Raw genomic sequence first — 24,504 nt, forward strand, 5'->3', positions numbered from 1 at the left:
TTTTTTACCACAGATAAGCTGTTACGCATTTAAATCACTTATTAACGAGTAGGGTGCGTCAGACGGTAAAGCCTATGTAGAAAAGAAAATATCTAAATCTGACGCACCCTACAATATGACTTTTAAATGCGTAACAGCTTATCCACAGATAAACACAGATGAACAGGGATGAATTTAGAGATTGTCTATTTTTGCAAGAGGTCTAATGATAAATGACTGATAGCCTTTAACCTTTTTCCCTTTTTTTACTTCTGCCTTTTTTACAATGCGCCAGCTGCGGTTTTATCTAAAACTCCTCCGCCTAAGTGTGAGGTAATATTCATTGATTGCAAGACTGGTAATGCTTCTGTACCATCAGGATAATCGATGACGCTGACTGCACCATTGCCTTGTTTAAAGTTCCAGAAATGTTCGGGGCCTAAGTTGAATAAATGGGCGAGAATGGCTTTATTAATCGCATCATGGGCCACAACTAAAATTGTTTTTGGTTGTTGGCTGTATTTAACTATAATTGATTGCCAAGCTGCGATCGCTCTTGACCAAACTTGTTGTAAGTTTTCCCCTTCTGGCATTTGCACAGTTTCCGGCGCATTTTGCCATTTTTTCAATAAACCCGGATAACCTGCTTCAATCTCTGCTTCGTACTTTCCTTCCCAAAGTCCATGACTAATTTCTTGTAATTCAGGAAGCAATTCTAATTGTACTTCTGGATGATATTTTAAGATAATTTCGGCAGTTTCTTTCGGGCGCAACATTGGGCTAGTAATAGCCAAATCAATTTCGATATTTTTCAGAAATTCTGCTGCTGCTTTTGATTGTTCTCTGCCATTATCGTTCAAAGGAACATCAATTTGCCCTTGGAATCTTTTCTGACGATTCCACTCTGTTTCCCCATGTCTGACTAATAATAATCTAGGGCCTTTGTGATTCGGGCGGGGCTGAGGTAAACTTCCTCCTAAATGACTAATCACATTCATTGATTCTAGTTGTACCTGTTGCACTCCTTTGCGATTTTCCCCTGTTCCGTCAAAGGAGAAATTATCCGGGAAATTCAACACGCTAACGCCACAATTCGACTGTTGAATTGTGTGATAGGAAGCCGGAGGAATACCTAATGCTGTACAAATTAAAGAGCGATTAATTCCGTTATGCGCCACAATCATAATTGTTTGCCCTTGATGGCGCGGTAATATTTCTTCCCAGAATAACTTCGCTTGTTCAAATAAAGCTAGTACCGGAAAATACTCTTCATTTTCCCCTGTTTCTGTTGGGACTAGCATTTTCAATTCATGAGGGCGATGCTTCCAACATTTGTAATCTTCGAGAAACTTTTCTTTTACCTCTTCCTTTAACATTCCTTGCCAAAGAGGTAAGTGAATTTCCATCAGATTATCTTTCACTTCTACTGAATTTTGATCTGATGTTTCTAAACAGGAAAAAATAGTTAATGCTGTTTCTTTAGCACGTTGTAAAGGACTACTATAAATTGCAGCAAATTTTAGTCCTTTGAGGGCGCTAGCAACTTGAACGGCAGTAGCACGACCTTCTTCCGTTAAGATAGACGCATCTAAGCGACCTTGGATTCTTTTTTCTTTGTTGTAGCTGCTTTGCCCGTGACGGACAAGGATAACACGAGTTGACAGGGGTTTATCCTCCACAAAGGTTTTCGGTGAGGTAGCGGCAGAGCATAATTGTGCCAAGATGATTTTACCTTATGGTTGAACATTTCGATGCTTTTGTTTATGCGATCGCAGACTCAACCATAAACTCGGTTTCTTAACCTAATTGCGCCATTTCAGCTTGAGGACTCAGAATGCAATCAAATCAAGAAACTATTGTCAAGGAAAGTTGGTGGCTAATGTATTGTTGTTTTCCAAATCTACGTTGGTTTAAAATTAACTGTAACTGTAAAATCGGACGATCGTGAATAAATTAACATCATGTACAACACACCTGAAGAATATATTAGTGCAGCCGATCGAGAATTAGACCGCGATGATTGGAAAGCTGCATGGCAAATAGCAAATGAAGGTCTGAAGCATTATCCTGAACATTCAGAATTACAAAAGTATGCTTATATTTTAGCGCCTGCTAAGATAACTACTGTCGATCGCGGAGGACATCCTGAAATTCAAGCAGATCACGAATGGATTAAGCAAAATATTCATGAGTATCGCGGACGTTGGGTAGCACTGAAAAATGGTAAACTCATGGTAAACTCTTAGCATCTGGAAATGATTTAGATGAAATAATCAAACAGATAGGTGAAATTAAGAATACAGGCATATTGGTTACTCCCATTTACTAAGTTTAAACTGAATTAGTAACATTTTTTTATTGAGACATCAACAGCTACACTCATTAGATCCCAAATAAGCTTTAATGGTAAGGGTAAATTGCGGAGAATTAAATGACGCTCAAAAGGATAATTTTAGGTTTTCTAACGGTTTTTTTAGTTGTATTTTTCATTGGCCCATCTTTGCTGGGTAGTTGGCAACAGCCGCAAATTCAAAGCCGCTTAGAATTATACCAAACTAATTTACTGCTGCACGCAACCGAGTGGCAAGGTGAATCAGGAGAGGAAGCAAATACGAAATCTGCAAGAAATGCTTTAATTGGTACAGAACCTTTAAAAAATGCTCAAAAGCAGTATCAAGAAGCACGAGAACAAGCGGAAACTAATTTAGCTAAAGCTAAGACACAAGCGGAAGTTTTACTAACTCAAACTGAACAACAGAAAGCAACTATTAATCAGTTGCAAGATTTCATTACTAAGGTAGATTTACGTTTGGGAATTTTGCAGGCTATCCAAGGAAAACCCGAAGCAGCTATGCAAACTTGGCAATCAATAATTCAAAGATTGGAAGCCAAAGATTCTGATTCTCCATCTTTGAAAACTGCTGAAGTTTTGATTGGTTTGTGGAGTCAACAAGCGCAAATTTTACCAAATTCTGATTCGACAATCAAAAACTCTTTAGATGGTTGGTTTCGTTATCAAGCTTTAGCTAAACTGTACAATTTGCAACAAAGAGAAGCTGCTTTGGCGGAACTAAAAGCGGCTGAACAAGAAATTGCAGAACAGGCGGTTTTTAAATTGGCAATTGTGGGCGCTGTACCGACAATTGGATTTTTGATTGGAGTAGGGTTGATACTTTTTCTATTAATTCAAAGAGCAATTAAAGGTAAAGATTCTCTACTAGCACGCAATGAGGATTTAAGTTGGACAACTCCTTGGGATGGGGAAACTATTTTACAGGTGTTTGTTGCTGGCTTTTTTTTGATGCAGATTTTGGTGTCGGTTTTGGTGTTACCGATAACATTGAAGCTATTCAATATTGACGCGACAAATTTTGATGTTCGGTCTAAGGCTCTGTTAGTTTTTGTTAATTATCTCTTGGTAGCTGCTGCTGCTTTCTTGGTTTTATATCTGTCGATCAAACCTTTTTTACCTTTACCAGAAGGGTGGTTTCGGTTTAAAATCTTAGATAAGTGGTTAGTTTGGGGATTCTGTGGCTATTTATCGGCTTTGCCGTTGGTGATTTTGATTTCTTTGATTAACCAAAGAATTTGGCAGGGACAAGGTGGCAGTAATCCACTATTATCTTTAGCTTTGGAAGGTAAAGATTTGGTGGCTTTGGCAATATTTTTTGTGACGGCTGCGATCGCAGCGCCCATATTTGAAGAGGTTTTATTTCGCGGATTTTTGTTGCCTTCTTTAACTCGTTATTTACCAGTTTGGGGCGCAATTGTGGTTAGTAGTTTGTTGTTTGCGATCGCACATCTCAGCCTTTCGGAAGTTCTGCCATTAACAACTTTGGGCACGATCTTAGGTGTAGTATATACTCGATCGCGCAATCTCTTAGCACCAATTTTCCTCCACAGTCTTTGGAATAGCGGCACGCTAATTAGTTTATTTATTTTAGGTAGTGGTGTGTAAAAAAGCGAACCGATCGACAGCTGAGTAGATTAAAAAATTTGTTGATCTACAGCCAATTTGTCTACCTTTCGCCTAACCTCAAAATAGATAAACTATGGAAGCGCGTAGGTGTCACGGTAAATTATAAAGTCTATGCAAGTGAAGAGCGAATCAACGATCGCCAACTCTCACTCAGAATCAGAAACAATTACCCTGGATGTTACCGGGATGAAATGTGCTGGATGCGTTAAAGCGGTGGAAAATCAGCTAACCCAACATCCAGACGTAATTTCTGCCTGCGTTAACCTGATTACTGAAGTGGCAGTTTGTGAAGTAAAATCTGGTAAAGTCGAACCTGCTATTTTAGCCGCTAAGTTGACAGATGCAGGTTTCCCCAGTCAACCAAGAACTTCCCAAAATCAGCTAACCAGTAGCGATTATGTCAGTCCTGCTGAACGCCACCGTCAGGAAATAAAATCTTCAATTAGACGATTGGTAGTAGCAGGAATTCTGATTATTCTGTCAGGAATTGGTCATTTTACGCAACATCCCCTAGTACCAGGGGAAGATTCATCAATTCTTACTTCATTTTGGTTTCACTGGGGACTAGCAACCGCTACCTTATTAGGGCCAGGTCGTTCTATTTTAGTAGATGGGTTTCGCGGACTAAGACATAATTCCCCCAACATGAATACTTTAGTAGGTTTGGGGGCATTTACGGCTTATGCTGCGAGTACGATCGCGCTACTATTTCCTCAATTAGGTTGGGAATGCTTTTTTGATGAACCAGTAATGCTGTTAGGCTTTATCTTGTTAGGGAGAACCCTAGAACAACAAGCTAGAGTCAAAGCTGCCTCTGCTTTTGAAGCTTTGCTTTCCCTACAACCGCGGATGGCGCGTTTAATTGCCGATCCTAGTGTGGCAGCATTCGGACAGAATAGCGTAGAAATTCCCGCCGATCAGGTGCGTGTGGGAGAATTTTTACAGGTATTACCGGGAGAAAAGATTCCTGTTGATGGCGAAGTAGTGCAAGGACAAACGACGGTAAACGAGTCAATGCTTACCGGAGAAGCTATTCCTGTAATTAAGAAAAAAGGAGATGCTGTCGCTGCGGGAACTTTGAATCAAAGTGGGGCGATCGCAATTCAAGCCACCCGTACAGGTAAGGATACCACTTTAGCGCAAATAGTCAATTTAGTTGAAACTGCCCAAATTCGCAAAGCACCAGTACAAAGATTAGCTGATACCGTAGCAGGTTACTTTACCTACGGTGTAATAACCATAGCTACTCTAACCTTTTTATTTTGGTACTTTGCCGGAACTCGAATTTGGCCTGATGTTTTAGTTAATGGAGTCGTCAGTCATGGCACTCATCATCTAACCGATCGTTTATCACCATTACTGTTGAGTTTAAAATTAGCGATCGCAGTTTTGGTAGTCGCTTGTCCCTGTTCCTTGGGACTCGCCACCCCAACCGCAATTTTAGTGGGAACTGGCATCGGCGCAGAATTGGGATTACTAATTAAAGGTGGAGATGTTTTAGAAAGAGTATCTGCATTAGATACAGTAGTTTTCGACAAAACAGGTACTCTCACCAGTGGTTATCCTACCGTCACTGACTGTATCCCCAGTCAAAATTTAGAATCAAGCAACTCGCCTTTAGCTAACTTTTCCCTGCTGCAACTCGCCGCAGCTGCCGAAAGCGGAAGTCGCCATCCTTTAGGTGCTGCAATTAACCAAGCTGCAACTCAAGCTGAGTTATCGATCCCCGCTGCCGAAGACTTTTATACTGAACCTGGACAAGGTGTATCCGCAAAAGTCGAACAACAGTTGATATTAGTGGGAACGGAAACTTGGCTGAAACAGCACGGTGTAGCAATCGATCCCAGCCTCGCGGAGAAAGCCAGCATTTTGGCAAATGCCGGAAAAACCACAGTTTATGTTGCAGCTGGCAATTGTTTGTTCGGGTTAATTGCTTTTACTGACTCGGTGAGATCTGATGCTGCTACCGCAGTAGAGGCTTTGAAACAGTTAGGATTGCGAGTTATGATGCTGACTGGAGATCGGCAAAAAGCCGCGGTAGTAGTTGCCGAAAAATTGGGAATTGACACAGCGGATATTTTGGCTCAAGTGCAACCCGATGGCAAAGCGCAAACCGTGACCGATCTCCAAAGTCAAGGTCATCGAGTCGCTATGATCGGTGATGGAATTAATGATGCACCAGCTTTAGCTCAAGCAGATGTGGGTATTGCTATGCACGCGGGAACAGATGTGGCGATCGAAAGTGCTCAAATTATCTTAATGCGAGATGCTGTCATGGATATAGTGGCTTCGATTAAACTTTCCCGTGCCACTTTTAACAAAATCCGCCAAAATTTATTTTGGGCACTTGCTTACAACGTTTTGGGAATTCCCGTAGCCGCAGGTATCTTGTTACCTAGCTTTGGTGTGGTTCTCAGTCCGTCTGCTGCTGGTGCAATGATGGCTTTTAGTTCTGTTAGTGTAGTGACTAATTCATTGTTGTTACGCCGCTTACCTTGGAGTCAACAAAAGTTCAGCGATTAACTAGTAACCAGAAAGCCTCAAAGTAAAAAGGGTCAAACTCTCAGAAAAGTTAGTGTTGTTGCTCTTTTTACTTTGGTTTTTCACTTAATTAGTTAACTAGTTTTGACACTAAGGTAGATTATAGTCTTATTAACTTGTTGCAGGATAGGTTTTCAATGGCAATATCACAAGGTAAATACGTTTTAATGGTTGAGGATGATAAGGGACGTAAGGAATTTGTACTTACTAAACCTGTTTATTCGATCGGTCGAGATCCAGAGTGTAATATTCGTTTATACTCTCAGTTTGTTTCTCGTCGTCATGCTACTTTACTTCAGTTACCCAAAACAGATGGCAGTTATTGCTACCGCATTGTTGATGGAGATGCGAAGGGTAAAACTAGTTCTAATGGATTAATTATTAATGGCCGAAAAATGGCGGCTCACGATCTTAAAGATAAAGATGAGGTGGTCTTCGGTCCAGGTGTAAAAGCGACTTATTATCAGTTGAAGCCCGATACTACTGTACCCACAGGACCGCTTGAAGACCCTTATGACATTACCTTGATTAATCCGGCTAGTTTTGACGATTGATTTCCATGCAATCCATCGGCTCTACTTATATAAAGTCTCCTAAACTTTAGGTAGCTATCCCGCTACTTGTTCAATTATTTGCCAACTGCGATAGTCCACGATCGCTTGACTAACTAATTGAAACATTTGATAGCAGTGGTTTTCAACTTGTAAGGGCAACTCTTCATTTTTGACCACGAGAGTCATTTTAGTTTCCTTCTCAGTAGAAGTAGTGCGATCGATCAGGATTTCAACGCTGACAAGTTTGGAATAGGAAACCTTCCCAGGAATTTCCCGTGCCATAATGTACTCTCCTGTGTCATAAGTTATTTCTAATGGACAGGATTCCAAAACTTCTACCACTAATTTACCAATGCGTGGGAAGGGAAGGCCAACAGTGTAGGAGCTAGTGTAACGAGCCATCAATTCCTCCGGCTTTTGTTTTCAGACCCTCTTATAATACCTAACCTTTGCGGAGACTAAAGATATGTTTTGCCTATTTTTTGCCCAGATTGTTTTTCTGGTAGGACTGTCTTTAAATTATGTTCACTTTCAGTAAAATGGGTCAAGGAAATCAGCAGGAGATGGCAAAAAGTTCCGAATTTTTACGGAGTAGCTCGCAGCAGTTCGGTAAATTGATTGTCTTTGAGGGAGTTGAGGGTTGTGGTAAAAGTACCCAGTTGCGGTATTTACGTAATTGGCTAACAGAAAGTGGTTGGTGGGAATTGATTAGAGATCGGATTCAAGCTGAACCCGTAGTGGTGACGCGGGAACCAGGAGGAACAGATTTAGGTTTAGAGTTGCGTCGGTTATTGCTAGAACCTGGAAAAGAGACAAAGATTCAAGAAAGCGCCGAATTGTTGTTGTATGCTGCGGATAGAGCTCAGCACGTTGAGGAGTTGTTAAAGCCGAATTTGGAAAGAGGCGTGGTAATTTTATGCGATCGCTTTACCGATTCAACGATCGCCTATCAAGGTTACGGTCGAGGAATTAGCCTATCCCTAATTTCTCAACTTAACCAAATAGCCACCAACGGCTTAAAAAGCGATTTAACCTTTTGGCTAGATCTTGATGTCGAAATAGGTTTAGCAAGAAAGCGCCAGCAAGGAGAAATCACCCAAATGGAACAAGCAGATTTAGCTTTTCACCGCCGAGTACAACAAGGTTTTACCGACTTAGCGAAAGCTCATCCCCAGCAAATCATCAGAATAGATGCCAACCAAAATCAAGAGTTAGTAGCACAACAAATCCAAAGCATTTTAAACAAAAACTTAACTCAATGGTACAACCATAAAATTTAAAGTAATTTATATAGCAGTTCTCATAACGGTAAGGTATACATATTGTAGGGGCGGGTTTAGCTGAAATCCTTGCTGTGTGAAAGATATACCAATCAAAACCCGCCCCCAAATGTACCGCATCCAAACGAGAAACGCTATAAATGGAATTTTTTCAGCAAGTAATTGGGCAAGAAAAAGCGGTTGAATTACTTCAGCAAGCAGTAGCGAAAAACCGCATTGCACCCGCATATTTATTTGCTGGTTCTGATGGAATTGGACGCAGCTTAACAGCCAGTTGTTTTATTGAATTAATCTTTGCCACTTCCCTAAATTCTGAAAAAAGAGCCGAAAAAAGCGCAACTATTAAAAAACGAATTAAACTAAGAAATCACCCAGATTTACTTTGGGTAGAACCAACATATTTACATAATGGGGTGAGAATTTCCGCAGCCGAAGCAGCAGAAAAAGGCGTAAAACGTAAAGCATCACCACAAATCCGCTTAGAACAAATCCGGGAAGTTTCGCAATTTTTAGGTCGCCCACCTTTAGAATCATCGCGGAGTTTTGTAGTTATAGAACAAGCCGAAAGTATGGCAGAATCAGCCGCTAATGGCTTATTAAAAACTTTAGAAGAACCGGGAAAAGCTACGATAATTTTAATTGCTCCAGCAGTGGAATCTTTGTTACCCACATTAATTTCTCGCTGTCAAAGAATCCCTTTTTACCGCTTAAATTCCGCAGCGATGGAACAGGTATTAATTGCAACTGGAAACCAGGAAATTTTACAACATTCCGAAGTTTTAGCCTTAGCTGGGGGAAGTCCGGGAGAAGCAATTTTTGCGTGGCAACAATTACAAGCGATTCCCGAAGAATTGTTAAATACAATCAAAAAAGCACCGCAAACTTTGCGCCAAGCTTTAGATTTGGCAAGAGAAATCGATAAAGGTTTAGATACAGAAGCACAACTTTGGTTGGCTGATTATTTACAACAGTATTATTGGCAGAGATTTAGCGATCGAGCCACGATCGAAAAGTTAGAGAAAGCGAAAAAAATGTTACAAAAGTATGCTCAACCCCGATTAGTTTGGGAAGTGACTTTTATGGAAATAAGAACATTGTTCTCTTAGTCAAACAGTTTTTTAGGTAATAGCGTTAGATTTTCAAATTTTTGCCCGGTAACAAATTTTACAAGTGGAGTCGTATGTTTTAAATTTCAGATATTGGTTTTCCGTTAAGACCAGGTGTTACTCCGACAACTGTTTTTTGGGTTCCAGGTTATGAGGGAAATAGTTTTACAATTCTTGCTTCTGATGGGAAAAAGATGAAAGAGTATGAAGGCGGAAGTTTGTACTTTTGTGCTTATTAAAGTTAGTTAGCTATACAAAAACCCGGTTTCTTGAAGAAACTGGGTTTTTCAAATATAATTAGCAAATTAGTGGATGAGATAAAGCTCTATGGCTGAACTATATGAAGTAGATTTTTATGCCTGGACACAAGAACAAGCAAAATTTCTCCGCAATAGTGCTTGGGACTGTTTAGATATTGCAAATTTGGTTGAGGAGATAGAATCTTTGGGTAAGCAAGAACGACAGGAGTTAAGGAACCGTTTGGGAGTTTTATTAGGGCATTTACTTAAATGGGAATTTCAGCCTTATTTGCGTTCTAAAAGTTGGTTTTCTACCCTGCGAGAACAGCGCCGTCGAATTCGAGATTTGCTGGATTCAAGTCCTAGTTTAAAATCTTATTTACCCGAAGTTTTGGAAAAAGCTTATCAAGATGGAGTAGATTTAGCGGTGCGGGAAACTTCTTTTAAGTACAAAGATTTTCCGGTTCAATGTCCTTACAGTTTAGAACAGGTTTTAAATTTAGAGTTTTTTCCAGGCGAGGAATCAATATTTGAATACTAACAGGAAAAAGCCCACAGACTGAAGGTTGGGGCTAATTAAATAAGCTTTATATAGCAGTTCTCATGACGGTGAGGTATGCGTATTGTAGGGGCGGGTTTAGCTGAAATCCTTGCTGTGTGAAAGATATACCAATCAAAACCCGCCCCCAAATGTACCGCATCCAAACGAGAAACGCTATATTGATTTTACAGAATGAGAGATTATGGAAGTTTAATCCACATCTATTCCTACCGCTTCCGAAATATTAGATAAACCTGTTTCTTCCAACTTTGCCAACAAGCCTTGCAAAATGCGTTTTACCATAAAAGGACCCTGATAAATCCAACCAGTATAAGTTTGTAATAAACAAGCGCCAGCCGTAATTTTTTCCCAAGCATCATCAGAGGTAAAAATTCCGCCCACGCCCATAATTGGCAGTTTTCCTTTTGTTTCCTTTCTAATAAAACGGATGACTTCAGTCGATCGCTCTTTCAGCGGCAACCCACTAATTCCTCCAGCCTCATCCTTAACCAAATTTCCGGTTTCTCTCAGGATTTCCGTCTTTAAACCTTCACGGCTAATAGTGGTATTAGTAGCAATAATTCCTGCTAAATTGTAATGCAGAGTCACATCTAAAACATCCAAAATTGCATCCCATTCCAAATCGGGTGCAATTTTGACTAGAATTGGCTTATTAGCTTTCTGGTTTTCTTGTTGTAAAGCAGACAAGATGGCACTTAGCATCGGCGCATCTTGGAGAGTTCTTAAACCTGGTGTATTAGGTGAGGAGACATTAACCACAAAATAATCGCCCAAATCTTTTAACAGGCGAAAACTACCCAGGTAATCTGCGGCTGCTTCCTCTAGTGGTGTTACCTTAGACTTACCGAGATTAATTCCTACGGGCATCGAACGCGGTCGTCTTTGTAAAGCTGCGGTGAGTGCGCTTGCCATTGTTGCTGCACCATCGTTATTAAATCCCATACGGTTGAGTGCGGCTCGATCTGCCAGCAGCCGGAACAAACGCGGAGTCGGGTTTCCCGGTTGTGGCTTCAGGGTAACAGTACCAAGTTCAGCGTAGCCAAAGCCAAAATTTGACCACATACCCGATGCCGTACCGTTCTTGTCAAATCCAGCTGCTAATCCCATCGGGTTCTTAAACACCACCGATTGGGGAATAATAATTGAAGACTGAGAAGTTGGAGTCGAATCTTCTGATCCTACCCCGGTTTGATTTGGGTGATCCCAAAGTGTTTGTTCTAGGCGTGCATCTGCGATCGACAAGTTTTTTTCTAGTTGGTTTGGTATCCAACTGTTTAGGGGGCGATCGGCATTACAATCCAACCAAGTCAAAATCTGCATAAATTGCTGATGCAAAAACTCTGGATCGCTTTTTAATCCAGAAAACACAATGGGGCGTAAAACGGCTTGATATATGTCCAAAGCTATTAAGTAGTAAATAGTAAGTGGTAGATGGTAAGTTGATTTTACCTGTTAGTTTGGGAACTGGGTAGTACTCAGTTCTTATCCCAGGTGGGAAAACCTTAGTTAATTTAAAGAAAGGAAAAAAATTAAAGGGAAAGTGAAGATTTTTCTTTTTTACTCCGATTCTTTAACTTTTTACCTGATAGCATCTTATAGTTAATTAACTGGTGCAAGATAGGAATCTCCTGATAATCGCTGTCCACTACCTCCTTAACTAATTACCTAATTACCAACCCATTACCAACTACCCTTTACCCAACGGGAGTGACAGTAAATGGCCCAACAACAAAAGCGGTATTCTGAAGACAAAAAAATTGTTAATTTGGGTCGGGTTCTTCAAATCCTTCGGGAAGAAGAAAACGTAGATGTACTAATTGAAACAACCCTAAATTATCTGCAAACAGAATTCCAATACGATTTAATTTGGCTTGGTTTATACGATCACATAGAACATCGCATTTTGGGTAAAGGTGGAATTACCCCAAATGGAGATCTGAGCTTTTTGAAGCAAAAGTTTTTCCTCCAACCAGGAGATTTGTTAGAACAAGTAGTTATTCAACAAAGACCGATCGGAGTTCCTGATTTAGGAGAAGCAAATCGCGCCGGAGAATGGCGCAAAGCTGCACTTAATTTTAAAATTCGGGGAACCTTAATTTTTCCGATTCGCCATCGCGATCGCTGTTTTGGCGTAGTATTGTTAGGATTATTAGGCTGGGGAATTTCGCCCCAAGCTGAAGAAAAAGCCCAATTATCCGTTCTTTTAGGAACTTTAGCCGCTTCATTAAATCAGATTGAAATTAATTGGAATCATCAGCGAATGAAGCGTCCTGATGAACCTTTGTTGGCAATCATGCAGAAATTACCAGCTTTGCCGACAATGTTACAGCGACTAGAAGCGATCGTTGCTGAAACTCATCAATTTGTCAACCCAACTCGCACTAATATTTACTGGTTTGAACCGGAAAAACGCTATTTTTGGCGTTATATGAGTAATCGTTTAACAGGCATTGCTGGCGACAGTCAACAATCAGCTTCCGGGATCACTGTCCAAGAATCAGGCAGTTTTTATAGTGCGATGTTAGGCGATCAAATTGTTGCCATTGGCGAAAGTTTGAGTTCCCTAAAAGCTGATGTTACTAGTAGATTATTGCAGAGAATGGGAGCTAGGTCTTTATTAGCAGCACCAATTCTTTTACAAGATGAACTATTAGGATTTCTCTCAGTAGAAGGTAACGAACCGCGAATTTGGAAAGAAGAAGAAAAAAATTACTTGCGCGGTGCAGCTAGAATAATTGCTTTAATTTCTCCGATCGAACAGATGGAAACCACCATCAAACAAACCAAGCAAAACCAATTATTATTAGCTGAAATAGCCAAAGGAATTTATAGCGATGAAGATTGGTATAATACTTTAAAAGAGGCTAGCGATCGCCTAAAAGAACGCTTTCAAATAGAAAGATTTTTAGTCTTACTTTTTGACAGCGACCACAAACAATTTGAAATTTCCTATCAAAACCATCCCGTAAATCGCCGACCATTAGGTTCTGTCAGTAAACCAGTAAAACGAAACGGCAAAGAAAATCGAGTTAGCAATCCATTTCCCTTTGAAAATCCTTATATATTGCCTCATTTAAGTGAAGTAGATTGGAAATTACTAGAACGAGCTTCAGAATCAGTAGTAATCGAAGACCTAACAACAGACTTAAAACTACTTTCTTGGCGAGAAGGATTTTTAGAAGCCGGAGTGCGAAGTGTTTTAATTTGTAACACCAGCATCGGCAAATCAGTCAAAGGTTTGTTAATGATTACTTGCGAAAGCCCCAGAACATTTTCTGCCTCAGAAAAAGAAGTTTTTCGTGTAGTCAGCCAACAAATCGGCATCATTTTACAACAATGGCAAATTCAAAAACAATCTGCTAGGGAACAAAGAATCTACCAAACATTGCAGTGGGGTTTGACCATGATGCAGCAAAACTACCAAAACCTGCAACAGGTAGAAGAAAGTGCATTAAAGGCTTGTACTAGCTTGCTAGAAGCGCCTGTAGCCGCCTTCATTTCTTGGCTACCTGGAGATGAAATTGCCAAAGTTACAGCCACAACACCCCCTAGTGCTGAATTTACTATTAACACCGAACAGCCAGTTTCAATTTACGCCGACGAACTAATTCAAGAAGCATTAAATACCGATGGTTTACTTTATAAAAATGTCCAACAGTTAACACCTAATACAAGACAATGGCTGACAGCTTCAGGAATAGAAGAAATTATTGTTATGACATTGCGAACTACCCCGGAACATTTCCCCACGGGTGTAGTAGTACTTTGTAATAGCTTAGGTCATCATTGGCCTGAAACTGCCCTACCAGCTTTTGGTTTACTTGTCGCACAATTTGCTTGGTATCGTCGAGAATCTTTCGTCGTCAGCAGTTTGCAACAAGAACGCCAAGAACTACAATGCTTAAACTGGTACAAACATCGGGCAATAGAAGACTTTTGCCGCACTGTAGCATCTACATTAAAAGTATTCGTTTCTCTTGCCCCCAGAGAAGCAGCCCAAGAAGTACGGTATCAACAGCTTTGTTCTCATTTAGGTAATTCTGTAGCGGCGCTTTCTCGAATGCTAGCCAGGGAATTGTGGAGTACAGAATCAGTTTTACAATCGCAATCAGAAGATCCAATTCGAGTCACAAGTTTACTGCGGCGAAGTTTGGAACGAGTAGATGATTTGATTAAAAATCGACGTTTGTGGGCAAAAGTACATGATGTTGGAGACTGGCGTTCTGATGAACAAGGAAAAACTGCGACTTCTGCGGCTTTGTTATTGAAGCGGGGTTCTACCTTGGTACAGTTAGTAGTTTATGAAATATTATTAGCTGCCTGTCAACGTGGTGAAGAAGGGGGGAGAATCGATATTTGGTATCGTCAACTCAATGCCCAAGATACAGGAATACCTTATCCCCAATGTTTTCATTCTGATTATTTTTTGGAGTTGTCGATCACTGACACTGGCAACATCGATCCGCAATTAATTGCTGATTTACAAAAGCAACCAAAAGATGATTTAGCGCCTCATACTTTGCGCCAACCTCCAGGATTACATTTACGAATTTGCCAGTTGCTTATTAGTGCGATCGGCGGTTTCCTCAACCTCTATATTCTTGATGATGGCAGAATTCTTTCTCAGGTGTTAGTGCCGATCGATGTCTCAACTTAGGGGACTGGGGACTGGGGACTGGGGACTGGGGACTGGGGACTGGGGACTGGGGATTGGGGACTGGGGAAGAACTCCCCCCCTGCACCCCTGCACCCCTGCACCCCTGCCTCTTCTAGACCATTTCCGAAGCAGTCTCAACCTGTGGTTGCGCTTGCGGTTGGAATTGGAACAAGGAGTAAACCACATCCCGACGAATAGCGGTCATCATTTCCAAGAACATTTCGTAACCTTCACTCTTGTACTCAATCAACGGGTCTTTTTGACCGTAACCTCGGAGTCCCACACTTTCCCGCAATGCGTCCATTCCTTGTAAGTGTTCCCGCCACAGAGTATCAATCCGTTGCAGAATGAAGAAACGTTCTGCTTCTCGCATTAATCCCGGTTTAAATTGGTCGATTTGTGCTTCTTTAATATCGTAAGCAATTCGCACTTGTTCCGCGAGGAAAGACTTGATTTCCCCAACTGATAAATCTTCTAATTGTTCGGGTTGTAAATCAGAAAGCAGGTAGACAAATTCCTTAACTTTGCCAACCACACTATTGAGATCCCATTCTTCCGAAGGTAACTCTGGATTAACGTAAGCATCTACGATGTCTTCCATCGTTTTTTCGGCGTATTTAACCACTTGTTCCTTCAAATCTTGCCCTTCTAATACCCTCCGTCTTTCTGCATAAATTGCCCGACGTTGGTTATTCATTACTTCGTCGTACTCGAATACTTGTTTCCGAATGTCGTAGTAGTAAGTTTCGACTTTTCTTTGGGCACCTTCCAAGGAACGGGTTAACATTCCCGACTCAATGGGCATATCTTCTTCTACTCGCAAAGCAGTCATTAATCCGGCGACGCGATCGCCCCCGAAAATCCGCAACAAGTTATCCTCTAAACTAAGGAAGAACTTAGTCGAACCCGGATCGCCTTGTCTTCCCGCCCGTCCCCGCAACTGGTTGTCAATCCTTCGAGATTCGTGACGTTCTGTACCAATGACGTGCAAACCGCCCAATTGGACAACTTCTTCGTGTTCTCGTTTGGTCAATACTTCGTATTCTTCCCGAATCCGGTTGTAAACGTAGCGCAATTTTTGCACTACTGGATCGTCAGTTGGTGCTTTTTCTGAAGCGATCGCCACCTTATCTTCCGCTTCCAATTCTGGCATACTGCGTTCCCCATATTCCTTCGCCGCAAAATCCACTGCTTCCTTCAAAGCTTTTTCTGTTTCTTTGCTAAGTTCTGTGGGGAAAATTTGTGGCGAAACTTTCCAGGTTTTCACCTTCTTACCCGGAACAAAACCTTCACCACCACCGCGCTTATGTTCTGCGCCTGGTACTTGTAAAGGTGAAAAATCATCATCTTCTTCCGGGCGAACAATTCTGGGCAATAAATATTCCCGCAATTTCAACCGCGCCATATAATCGGCGTTACCACCCAAAATAATATCTGTACCTCTTCCTGCCATGTTAGTGGCGATCGTCACCGCACCTCTACGTCCAGCTTGGGCGATAATTTCCGATTCCCGTTCCACATTTTCCGGTTTGGCGTTTAACAAATTGTGGGGAACTTCTTTCTGACGCAGTAAGTTACTGAGTACTTCCGATTTTTCCACACTAGTTGTACCGACTAACACCGGACGACCCAGTTCGTGCATTTCGGCGCATTCTTCTGCGATCGCCACCCACTTACCATTTTCTTTCTTGTAAACTACATCAGAAAGGTCACGCCGACCTGTAGGACGATTAGTAGGAATAATCGTAACTTCCAGCTTATAAATCTTTTCAAATTCTGCTTCTTCAGTCTTCGCCGTTCCCGTCATTCCCGCCAATTTCGGATAAAGCAGGAACAAATTTTGATAAGTAATAGTCGCTAAAGTTTGAGTTTCTGGTTGAATTTCTACTCGTTCCTTCGCTTCAATTGCTTGGTGTAAACCATCACTCCAGCGCCGTCCCGGAAGTACCCGTCCCGTAAATTCATCGACAATTACTACTTCGTCATTCCGCACAATGTAATTTACGTCTTTAATAAACAGTTCTTTGGCTTTAATTGCATTAAAAATGTAGTGTGCCCAAGGGTCATTAGGATCGTAAAGATCTTTGACTCCTAATAATCTTTCAGCTTCCGCAAAACCTTCATCAGATAAAATCACGTTACGAGCTTTTTCATCTACCTCGTAATGGTCTTCCTTATTTAACCCAAATGATACTTCAGAAGCACGGATATATTTTTGACTCGGACGTTCTACTTGACCGGAAATAATTAAAGGAGTCCTAGCTTCATCAATTAAAATCGAGTCAACTTCGTCAATAATGCAGTAATTGAAAGGACGTTGCACGACTTCCGACATCGCAACAGACATATTATCGCGCAGGTAATCGAAACCAATTTCGCTGTTAGTACCGTAAGTAATGTCACAGGCGTAATTTTTTTGCCGTTCGGGAGGAGTCATTCCTTGTTGGATTAATCCTACTGTTAATCCTAAGAAACGGTGAATTTGTCCCATCCATTCTGCGTCCCGACGGGCGAGATAATCGTTAACCGTAATCACATGAACGCCTTTGCCAGAAATTGCATTCAGGTAAGAAGGTAATGTCGCAACTAAAGTTTTTCCTTCACCTGTTTTCATTTCGGCAATTTGTCCTGTATGCAGGATAATTCCGCCGAGTAACTGAACATCAAAATGTCGCATTCCCAACACGCGCCGCCCTGCTTCTCGGACTACGGCAAAAGCTTCTGGGAGAATTTCATCTAGTAGTTCTTTTTCAGATGCCGTATTTTTGGCAGCTTTAAGTTTCTGTCTAAATTCCGTTGTTTTGCCTCTTAATTCTTGATCTGAAAGGGCTTTGATTTCTTCTTCCAGTAAGTTTATTTCGGTAATGTAAGGTTGGTACTTTTTTAGCTTACGAGCATTGGGATCGCCTAGAAGGGTTTTTAACATGGTAGTAGATAAATGTTGTTAGTTGTTTCGTGCAATGATTCGGAGATAAAAAAATGTTAGCTTTTACTAATTATTTTTATATGGTAAATGTTCATCTCTAAAGTGGCTTAAATATTCACTAAAATTTAGGGGTAATGAAAAAAGTATTTTGGCATTAATGAAGCAAGAGTAAGCGCAAGAATCCATTCTTTTTGCCTTTGACCTTTTAACTTTTGGCTGGATAAACTTCGGGACAGTGCCAGTATAGCGTTCAATGGCTAGTAACAGCTGACTGGCAAGCACTTATTGCTCTCCTCTCAGCCGCTTCTGACTGGCAAAAATTTAATGTATCTTCATAATATTATCATTTTACGGCAAAAGGGAAGGCAGAGGTGGGGAGGTGGGGAGGTGGGGAGAGTTGAAGATTTTCTTTCCGTCTCCTTGTCCCCTTGTCCTAATTTTGCCACTCTGGGGAGAGGCTACGAAAATTGTATTTATCTGCGCCTGGGTGACAGGTAATGCAACTAGCCATTGGTAGAGAACGGGGGAGTTGGACTTGGGGATGTAATGCTTTAAAATAGCGGGATTGGGCGATGCGGTAGGGGGTTCGTTCTTCGGATTTCGATCGCACACGAGAAAAAGTCCGCAAATATTCCCAAACGAGTAAGCGTTGTGGATCGACTAGCGGTTTGATTGTTGTCCCATAATGTTCCGCATCTTGAATCAAATCAGCCCAAGTTTCTGTAGGTAAAACTGCTGGTGGGATTCCGATGTGACAGGTGGCACAATTTTCCAAATAAAGTTCTTGTCCCAGTCGGTATTTTTGTGGAACTACATCCACAGTTCCCAAGGTGGGAGTATTAGTTACTGTCTGACTTTGTACAGGTTGAGAGAATATAGTTAAACCCCAAGCAATGATGCTACTCCAGAATAGGAGCAATAATAATAAAACAAAAGAGCGTCGTCTTTGTTTTCGTTTCCGAGTTTTTAACTGGGCAAACTTTGTCATCTTATCCAATCTTGCTGAAGCACCAAGTAAATAGTTAATTGCTTCATAACAATAAACTATGAACCGATGCTAAGGAATAGGAACTTCCTTTAACAATCGCTCTACTATAGTATTGGCTCGTCTTCCTCCTGAAGGAATCAGGCGATGGGAAAGTACGTAAGGTGCCAAAAACTTCACATCATCGGGAATTGCATAATCTCTACCTAAGAGAAAGGCTAAAGCTTGAGTAGCTTTTTGTAAAGCAACTGCACCACGGGGACTAACACCCAGAGTAATTTCTTCATGTTCTCTGGTGGCACGAACTAAGGTAATAATATATTGTTGCAAAGAAGTTTCTAGTTTCACATTGCTACACAAATGGCGTAACTCTAAAACTTCTTCTAAAGAAATGCAAGGTTGTAATTCTTCAACGGTAATTCCTCCCTTAATCCTTTGTAGCATTTGCAGTTCTTCGGCTTCTGAGGGATAACCGAGAGAAAGGGAGATAGTAAACCGATCCATTTGCGCTTCTGGCAAAGGAAATGTACCTTGGTATTCGATCGGGTTTTGCGTCGCAATCACAAAAAAAGGATGCGGTACTTGTCGCGATACCCCATCTACTGTTACCTGTCTTTCTTCCATTACTTCTAACAACGCCGACTGAGTGCGGGGGGTGGCGCGGTTAATCTCGTCTGCTAAGACGACGTTAGCAAATACTGGCCCTGGTAAAAATTCAAATTCAGCGTTGCTTTGATTCCAAATATTCGTTCCGGTAATATCGCTGGGTAGCAAATCTGGGGTACACTGAATTCTTTGGAATTTACCATCGATCGATCGAGCTAAAGATTTTGCCAGTAAAGTTTTTCCTACCCCCGGTACATCTTCTAGCAAAGCGTGACCACCAGCTAACAATGCTACCAATACTAGACGGATGGCTTCGGTTTTGCCAACGAGGGTTAAACCTAAGTTTTCAGTTAGCCGTTCAATACCTGTTCTCATATTTAAGGTAAAAGGTAAATGATGAAGAGGAAAGAAATCTCTATTCTAGTTTGCCCATTTCCCAGTTCCTAATCTTCATCACCACCTTTTAGTTAACTCAATACGGATCTGGCTTGGAAACAATCAGCTGTAATCTGTTGTTTGAGTTCATCCAGGGAGGTGAATTTTTGTTCTGGGCGCAGGAATTTTTCTAAACTAACTGTTAAAGTTTTTCCGTATAAATCTCCCGTCCAGTCTAACAAGTGAACTTCTACGGTTTGATTGACACCATCTACAGTAGGACGCATACCGATATTCATCACTCCTTTTAAGGGGGTCAAAATCGGTGAATCTGCTTCTGTAGTTCTGTTTACGGCTAAAGTAGTTTCCGTTTCTTTACTGTTGTCAATCAACACTCGCACGGCATAAACACCGAAACGAGGTAAAAACTTATTGGTTGGTAATTGTAGGTTAGCGGTAGGAAATCCTATAGTTCTTCCTAGCTGCTGACCTTGGATAACGCAACCGATTAAAGTATAAGGTCTTCCCAATAATTGATTTGCCCGTTCAACTTCTCCTTCTAACAGAGATTGACGGATGGCTGAACTACTAATTCTTTCCCCTTCGTTGTTTTGAATTGGCACAATCACTACTTCCACGCCGTATTTGGCAGCAATTATTTTTAAATCGGCTGAAGTTCCTGAACGTCCTTGTCCAAAGCAAAAATCTTGCCCTACACTAATCCATCTAGCTTTTAGTTGTCGGACTAATATGTGTTCGACAAACTCTTTAGGGCTTAAATCTGCCATTTCCCGATCGAATGGTAGCAAAACTAATTGTTCTACTCCCAAGGCGGTCAATAATTCTACTTTTTCCTTTAACGGCGTTAGTAAAGCACGAGGTTGTCCGGTAAAAAACTCTCGCGGATGGGGATTAAAGGTGACAACGGTGGGTAATGGGCGATCGCTGGCGCTAATTGGATAATTATTTTCCCAGCAATCCCAGCAATCATTGTCTCTATTTATTAATAATCCGTTGTCTAATCGACGACCGCTTTGAGTTGATACTGCGGGACTACGTGCAGTTTCCGAACTATGTAACAGAGGCAATACAGGTTTAACTACCTGTTGATGCCCTTGGTGAACGCCGTCGAAATTTCCCAGGGCAACAGCAGTGGGAGTTAAAGCTGTAGTTAGCGATGAGGTAACCCACACGCTTTACATTTTGACACAAATTCCACAATTTTCATCTTTCCGATCGCGTAGCGTTGCTTAGCAACTCAAATTACCCCAAATATTCATTATCTATACGGACATTTTGATATCTTCTAGGTCTTCTGGTTGGGGTACTGATTCAGGTAGTGAAATTGACATTCCTTCCCGTGCCATAACTGTGTTCGGAAATACTTTTGCTGCCTGTTCTCCCACTAAATCTAGGAAGTTATCATCATGTAAGGGGTCGTGATGAAAAATTACTAATTTTTTCACGTTAGCTGCTTGAGCAATTTTAATTGCTTCTTGCCAAGTGGAGTGTCCCCAACCAACTTTGCTAGACCTGGGAGAATGATATTCTTCGTCTGTGTAGGTAGCATCATAAATTAATACGTTGGCATTGCGGGCTAAATAGAGTACGTTTTCATCCAAGCGATCGGGGTAATGTTCTGTATCAGTCAGGTAAGCTGCCGAACAACCGCGCCAGTTAACTCTGTAACCTACTGCTTCTCCGGGATGATTTAATAGTGCTGTTTCCAAGGTAATATCATTTTCCAGTTCTATGGTATCTCCAGGTTTCAAGTCAAAGAATTTCAACTGAGCCGCCATAATTTGTAATGGCACGGGGAAGTTAGGATGAAGCATCTGATCGTGTAGACGTTGCTCTATAGTGGCACCGTTGGGAGCGATCGCTCCATATATATTGAAGCGATTTCCTTTCACAAACGCAGGCGTAAAAAAGGGAAATCCTTGAATATGATCCCAGTGCGAGTGGGTAAAAAATAGGTAAGCTTCTAAAGGCATTTGAGACATGAGAGTTTGCCCCAAAACCCTTAGTCCCGTACCACCATCAAAAATCAGGTGTTTGCCACCTACTTGCATTTGGATACAAGGTGTATTGCCACCGTAACGTACTGTATGTGGGCCTGGACAGGGTATGCTACCTCTAACGCCCCAGAAATTAATTAAAAATTGGTTTTGCATCACAGACATGGGTGTTGCTCGCTTTTCTTCCTCAAGCAGTCCCTGGTTATGGTTTTACATCTTTCAAGGATGGTTTGTACAATCATACCCCAGTAATCTGAAAAGGTAATTTGCACTACTTCCTTAATTTCACTTTATGTTGACCTTAACCAGGAAAACCAGCTTAAATGGCTGGGGTTTATTTTCACAGGATGCAGCAAAATAATTTGGGTTAGCTTAGTGGCTAGACAGCATTACTGAGGTAATTGATTTCCGTACATTTTGAGTTTGGTTACTCAACTACCATTAAGGTTATGACTTTTTCACCGAATTGAAAATTACGTTTCTCATCTGTGTTGCCATTTTGGTCAGTACAGGCTTATCCAGCGGATAACCTCACATTAACAATTAGCTGCCGATCGGGGTAAAGGTGAATTTTTATACTCACTTTTACTTTTTGCTAACCCTATACCTAGTTTACATAAAGTTGATTACCTGTGAGTGTGATATCAAGCACTGGTTGCCATACTTGAGAAACTTCCATCATAAGGTTTTACCGGAAATATTTTGGGGTAATTTGCCGAAATATTTAGACCCAAAGGATCGATTTCTCATCATATCAGTCTGTTAGTAAATGGAGCAGTGATCTAAAGCACTGAAGTATTGTTATTTTCTCCAGAGGTGATTGGTGTTCAGAGATTGGCAGCTAATTTGGAGTAAGCGATCGCTGAGTAAAATTTCTCCCGGATTGTGGTTGCTCTCTTCTGTAGTATATTTACTGGGTTCAATTTTTTGATATTTTGCTTAATCGCTGGAACAAGAATTTTCTTCACAGAAATTGCCGATTACAATCTATGATTTTGCAACAGTTTAATTACTTCTACTAACTGTTGCGGATGCTCAATTAAGAAATCGGGTTCTTGCTGCTTCAGGACATGGCGAGAGTTAAATCCCCAACTAACAGCAATTACTTTAATATTGCTTTTCTTTGCTGCTTCGATATCCCTAGTTTCATCCCCAACATAAACGATTTCTTCGGGCTGAAGGTTAGCTTGGCGCAAAAATTTATTAATTACTCGACTTTTGCCAAACAAGCTAGTTCCAGAATAAATGAAATCAAAAAAATCTAATAAAGTATTATTTTGCAAAAAAACTTGGACATTTTCTCGATCGTTAGAAGTAATAATTCCCAATTGATTACCTTGCTTTTTCAATTCAAATAATGCTGTTTTTATTCCTTCTACAGGCGACAGGGCATGAATTTTGCTGTTTAATTCGACTATAATTTTTCGGAGTAGAAAGGGTAGTTTATAAATTGCTACACCGGAACGCTGAATTATTTCTCTAGTGGTCAAATCCTTAATTTGGGCAATCTCTTCAGTAGTAGCGGGTAAATAGCCAAATTCTGGGGCTAAATTATTGCTGATTGTTACTAAAGCATCAAAAGTATCGGCAACTGTGCCATCAAAATCAAAAATAATTACTTTTATAGTCATAGCTTGATAAATTATCGATAAATATCTGCTAAGGATGCAAATATTCTAAGTTAGTCTGAGCATTTCGTCGCCACATTTCTGGTTTTATTCTTCGGAGTGCGGAGGCGGGAAATTTGTGTTCCCACTCTTGTTGGGAAATTTTCGCTAATTCTGCCAGGGTAGGGTCAACATTTCCTGGGTAAGGTTGAAATTCTAAAACGTTGGTTTCTTGGGCAAATCTTTGGTTCCAGGGACAAACATCTTGGCAGATATCACAGCCAGCTACCCAATTATTTAAATGGGGTGCGATCGCATCAGGTAACTTTTCGCTACGATTTTCGATCGTATGATAAGCAAGACAAAGATTAGCATCTACCACAAAAGTTTGGGGATGGGCAGAATCAGCCAAAGGACGAATCGCATTTGTGGGACAAGCAGTGATACAGCGAGTACAGGTACCACAATGATCGGTATGGGGTCGATCGGGCGCTAAATTTAAATTAGTCAACACTTCGCCTAAAAATACCCAAGATCCATACTTCCGAGTAATCACATTTGTATTTTTGGCAATCCAGCCAATACCCGCCCTTTGCGCCCAGACTTTATCCTGAATTGGGCCAGTATCAGCATAATAACGTGCTAAAACTCCCTCTCCTTGTTGCTGTAACCAACTAGCGAGTTCTTTGAGTTTTTTGTGCAAGACTTTGTGATAATCCCGTCCCCAGCCATAACGGGAGATTTTAGCGTACTCTTTACCCTCTGGACGTTGAGCAGGCGTGTAATAGTTTAGCGCCACACAAATAACCGACTGAACTTCTGGCATCAGTAAGCGGATATTTTCCCGCTTGGGATTTGCCATCCACTGCATATCCGCCTGATAACCTAAAGCCAACCATTGCTGCAACCGTTGAGTTTCGGATTCATCCTCTGTATCTACAGATGCTACCCCAACTTGATGAAACCCTAATTCAGTGGCTTTTTGCTTCACTTGAGTGCTAGTGATTATTGGATCTACCACGAGTTCTCTGGTTTTACGCGGACAACTAGGTTAACAACTGGGAACCCACTTCGTCAACAAGCGACTATA

Annotated in this window: 18 protein-coding genes; 8 read left to right on the forward strand and 10 right to left on the reverse strand. The window is 41.1% G+C overall.

The window, feature by feature from the left end:
- Nucleotides 1-260 precede the first annotated feature (260 nt).
- Nucleotides 261-1,643 carry a histidine phosphatase family protein gene (locus tag ACE1B6_RS08955; RefSeq protein ID WP_413257016.1) on the reverse strand — a complete coding sequence of 461 codons (1,383 nt, stop codon included), beginning with the start codon at nucleotides 1,641-1,643 and terminating at the stop codon, nucleotides 261-263.
- Between the two features lie 297 nt (nucleotides 1,644-1,940).
- On the opposite strand from ACE1B6_RS08955, the gene ACE1B6_RS08960 reads away from it, so the two are divergent.
- The 4 genes from ACE1B6_RS08960 to ACE1B6_RS08975 all read left to right on the forward strand — a co-directional run bounded on the left by ACE1B6_RS08960 (nucleotide 1,941) and on the right by ACE1B6_RS08975 (nucleotide 7,053).
- Nucleotides 1,941-2,225: a hypothetical protein gene (locus ACE1B6_RS08960; protein WP_413256911.1), complete on the forward strand. Its 285-nt coding sequence runs from the start codon at nucleotides 1,941-1,943 to the stop codon at nucleotides 2,223-2,225.
- Between the two features lie 185 nt (nucleotides 2,226-2,410).
- A complete protein-coding gene (locus ACE1B6_RS08965; RefSeq protein ID WP_413256912.1) occupies nucleotides 2,411-3,937 on the forward strand; it encodes a CPBP family glutamic-type intramembrane protease in 1,527 nt (508 codons plus the stop codon).
- Between the two features lie 132 nt (nucleotides 3,938-4,069).
- Nucleotides 4,070-6,481 carry a heavy metal translocating P-type ATPase gene (locus tag ACE1B6_RS08970; protein WP_413256913.1) on the forward strand — a complete coding sequence of 804 codons (2,412 nt, stop codon included), beginning with the start codon at nucleotides 4,070-4,072 and terminating at the stop codon, nucleotides 6,479-6,481.
- Nucleotides 6,482-6,636: 155 nt separating this feature from the next.
- Nucleotides 6,637-7,053 (forward strand): FHA domain-containing protein, encoded by a 417-nt coding sequence (locus tag ACE1B6_RS08975; protein ID WP_413256914.1) that lies wholly within the window; start codon nucleotides 6,637-6,639, stop codon nucleotides 7,051-7,053.
- Nucleotides 7,054-7,107: 54 nt separating this feature from the next.
- Here the strand turns inward: ACE1B6_RS08975 and ACE1B6_RS08980 are convergent, their stop codons facing one another.
- Complete coding sequence (locus tag ACE1B6_RS08980; RefSeq protein ID WP_413256915.1) at nucleotides 7,108-7,455, reverse strand: hypothetical protein; 348 nt, start codon at nucleotides 7,453-7,455, stop codon at nucleotides 7,108-7,110.
- Between the two features lie 161 nt (nucleotides 7,456-7,616).
- Here ACE1B6_RS08980 and tmk point away from each other — a divergent pair, with 161 nt between their 5' ends.
- The 3 genes from tmk (at nucleotide 7,617) to ACE1B6_RS08995 (ending at nucleotide 10,219) form a co-directional block, all read left to right on the forward strand.
- Nucleotides 7,617-8,333 carry a dTMP kinase gene (tmk, locus tag ACE1B6_RS08985; RefSeq protein WP_413257017.1) on the forward strand — a complete coding sequence of 239 codons (717 nt, stop codon included), beginning with the start codon at nucleotides 7,617-7,619 and terminating at the stop codon, nucleotides 8,331-8,333.
- A 140-nt stretch (nucleotides 8,334-8,473) separates the two neighbouring features.
- Entirely contained in the window at nucleotides 8,474-9,439 is a 966-nt protein-coding gene (holB, locus tag ACE1B6_RS08990) for a DNA polymerase III subunit delta' (protein WP_413256916.1), read from the forward strand.
- A 327-nt stretch (nucleotides 9,440-9,766) separates the two neighbouring features.
- On the forward strand, nucleotides 9,767-10,219 hold the full coding sequence (locus ACE1B6_RS08995) for a DUF29 domain-containing protein (RefSeq protein WP_413256917.1): 453 nt from the start codon (nucleotides 9,767-9,769) through the stop codon (nucleotides 10,217-10,219).
- 210 nt (nucleotides 10,220-10,429) lie between these two features.
- Here the strand turns inward: ACE1B6_RS08995 and ACE1B6_RS09000 are convergent, their stop codons facing one another.
- Nucleotides 10,430-11,641 carry a quinone-dependent dihydroorotate dehydrogenase gene (locus ACE1B6_RS09000; RefSeq protein ID WP_413256918.1) on the reverse strand — a complete coding sequence of 404 codons (1,212 nt, stop codon included), beginning with the start codon at nucleotides 11,639-11,641 and terminating at the stop codon, nucleotides 10,430-10,432.
- A 316-nt stretch (nucleotides 11,642-11,957) separates the two neighbouring features.
- Between ACE1B6_RS09000 and ACE1B6_RS09005 the strand changes: the two genes are divergently transcribed.
- Complete coding sequence (locus ACE1B6_RS09005) at nucleotides 11,958-14,897, forward strand: GAF domain-containing protein (RefSeq protein WP_413256919.1); 2,940 nt, start codon at nucleotides 11,958-11,960, stop codon at nucleotides 14,895-14,897.
- A gap of 112 nt (nucleotides 14,898-15,009) precedes the next feature.
- Here ACE1B6_RS09005 and secA read toward each other — a convergent pair whose 3' ends face one another.
- From secA to queG, 7 genes are all read right to left on the reverse strand, one after another.
- Nucleotides 15,010-17,823: a preprotein translocase subunit SecA gene (gene secA, locus ACE1B6_RS09010; protein WP_413256920.1), complete on the reverse strand. Its 2,814-nt coding sequence runs from the start codon at nucleotides 17,821-17,823 to the stop codon at nucleotides 15,010-15,012.
- A gap of 433 nt (nucleotides 17,824-18,256) precedes the next feature.
- Entirely contained in the window at nucleotides 18,257-18,811 is a 555-nt protein-coding gene (locus tag ACE1B6_RS09015) for a diheme cytochrome C (RefSeq protein ID WP_413256921.1), read from the reverse strand.
- Nucleotides 18,812-18,880: 69 nt separating this feature from the next.
- On the reverse strand, nucleotides 18,881-19,789 hold the full coding sequence (locus tag ACE1B6_RS09020) for an AAA family ATPase (protein ID WP_413256922.1): 909 nt from the start codon (nucleotides 19,787-19,789) through the stop codon (nucleotides 18,881-18,883).
- 92 nt (nucleotides 19,790-19,881) lie between these two features.
- Nucleotides 19,882-20,982, reverse strand: a complete 1,101-nt coding sequence (locus ACE1B6_RS09025; protein ID WP_413256923.1) for a bifunctional riboflavin kinase/FAD synthetase — start codon at nucleotides 20,980-20,982, stop codon at nucleotides 19,882-19,884.
- 90 nt (nucleotides 20,983-21,072) lie between these two features.
- Nucleotides 21,073-21,972: an MBL fold metallo-hydrolase gene (locus ACE1B6_RS09030; RefSeq protein ID WP_413256924.1), complete on the reverse strand. Its 900-nt coding sequence runs from the start codon at nucleotides 21,970-21,972 to the stop codon at nucleotides 21,073-21,075.
- Nucleotides 21,973-22,787: 815 nt separating this feature from the next.
- On the reverse strand, nucleotides 22,788-23,438 hold the full coding sequence (locus ACE1B6_RS09035; RefSeq protein WP_413256925.1) for an HAD-IA family hydrolase: 651 nt from the start codon (nucleotides 23,436-23,438) through the stop codon (nucleotides 22,788-22,790).
- Between the two features lie 28 nt (nucleotides 23,439-23,466).
- The gene (gene queG, locus ACE1B6_RS09040; RefSeq protein WP_413256926.1) at nucleotides 23,467-24,435 is read right to left on the reverse strand and encodes a tRNA epoxyqueuosine(34) reductase QueG; all 969 of its coding nucleotides are present in this window, start codon (nucleotides 24,433-24,435) and stop codon (nucleotides 23,467-23,469) included.
- Between the last annotated feature and the right edge of the window lie 69 nt (nucleotides 24,436-24,504).

Origin of the sequence: Floridaenema fluviatile BLCC-F154, assembly GCF_041929135.1 — a bacterium.
Taxonomy (GTDB): domain Bacteria; phylum Cyanobacteriota; class Cyanobacteriia; order Cyanobacteriales; family Aerosakkonemataceae; genus Floridanema; species Floridanema fluviatile.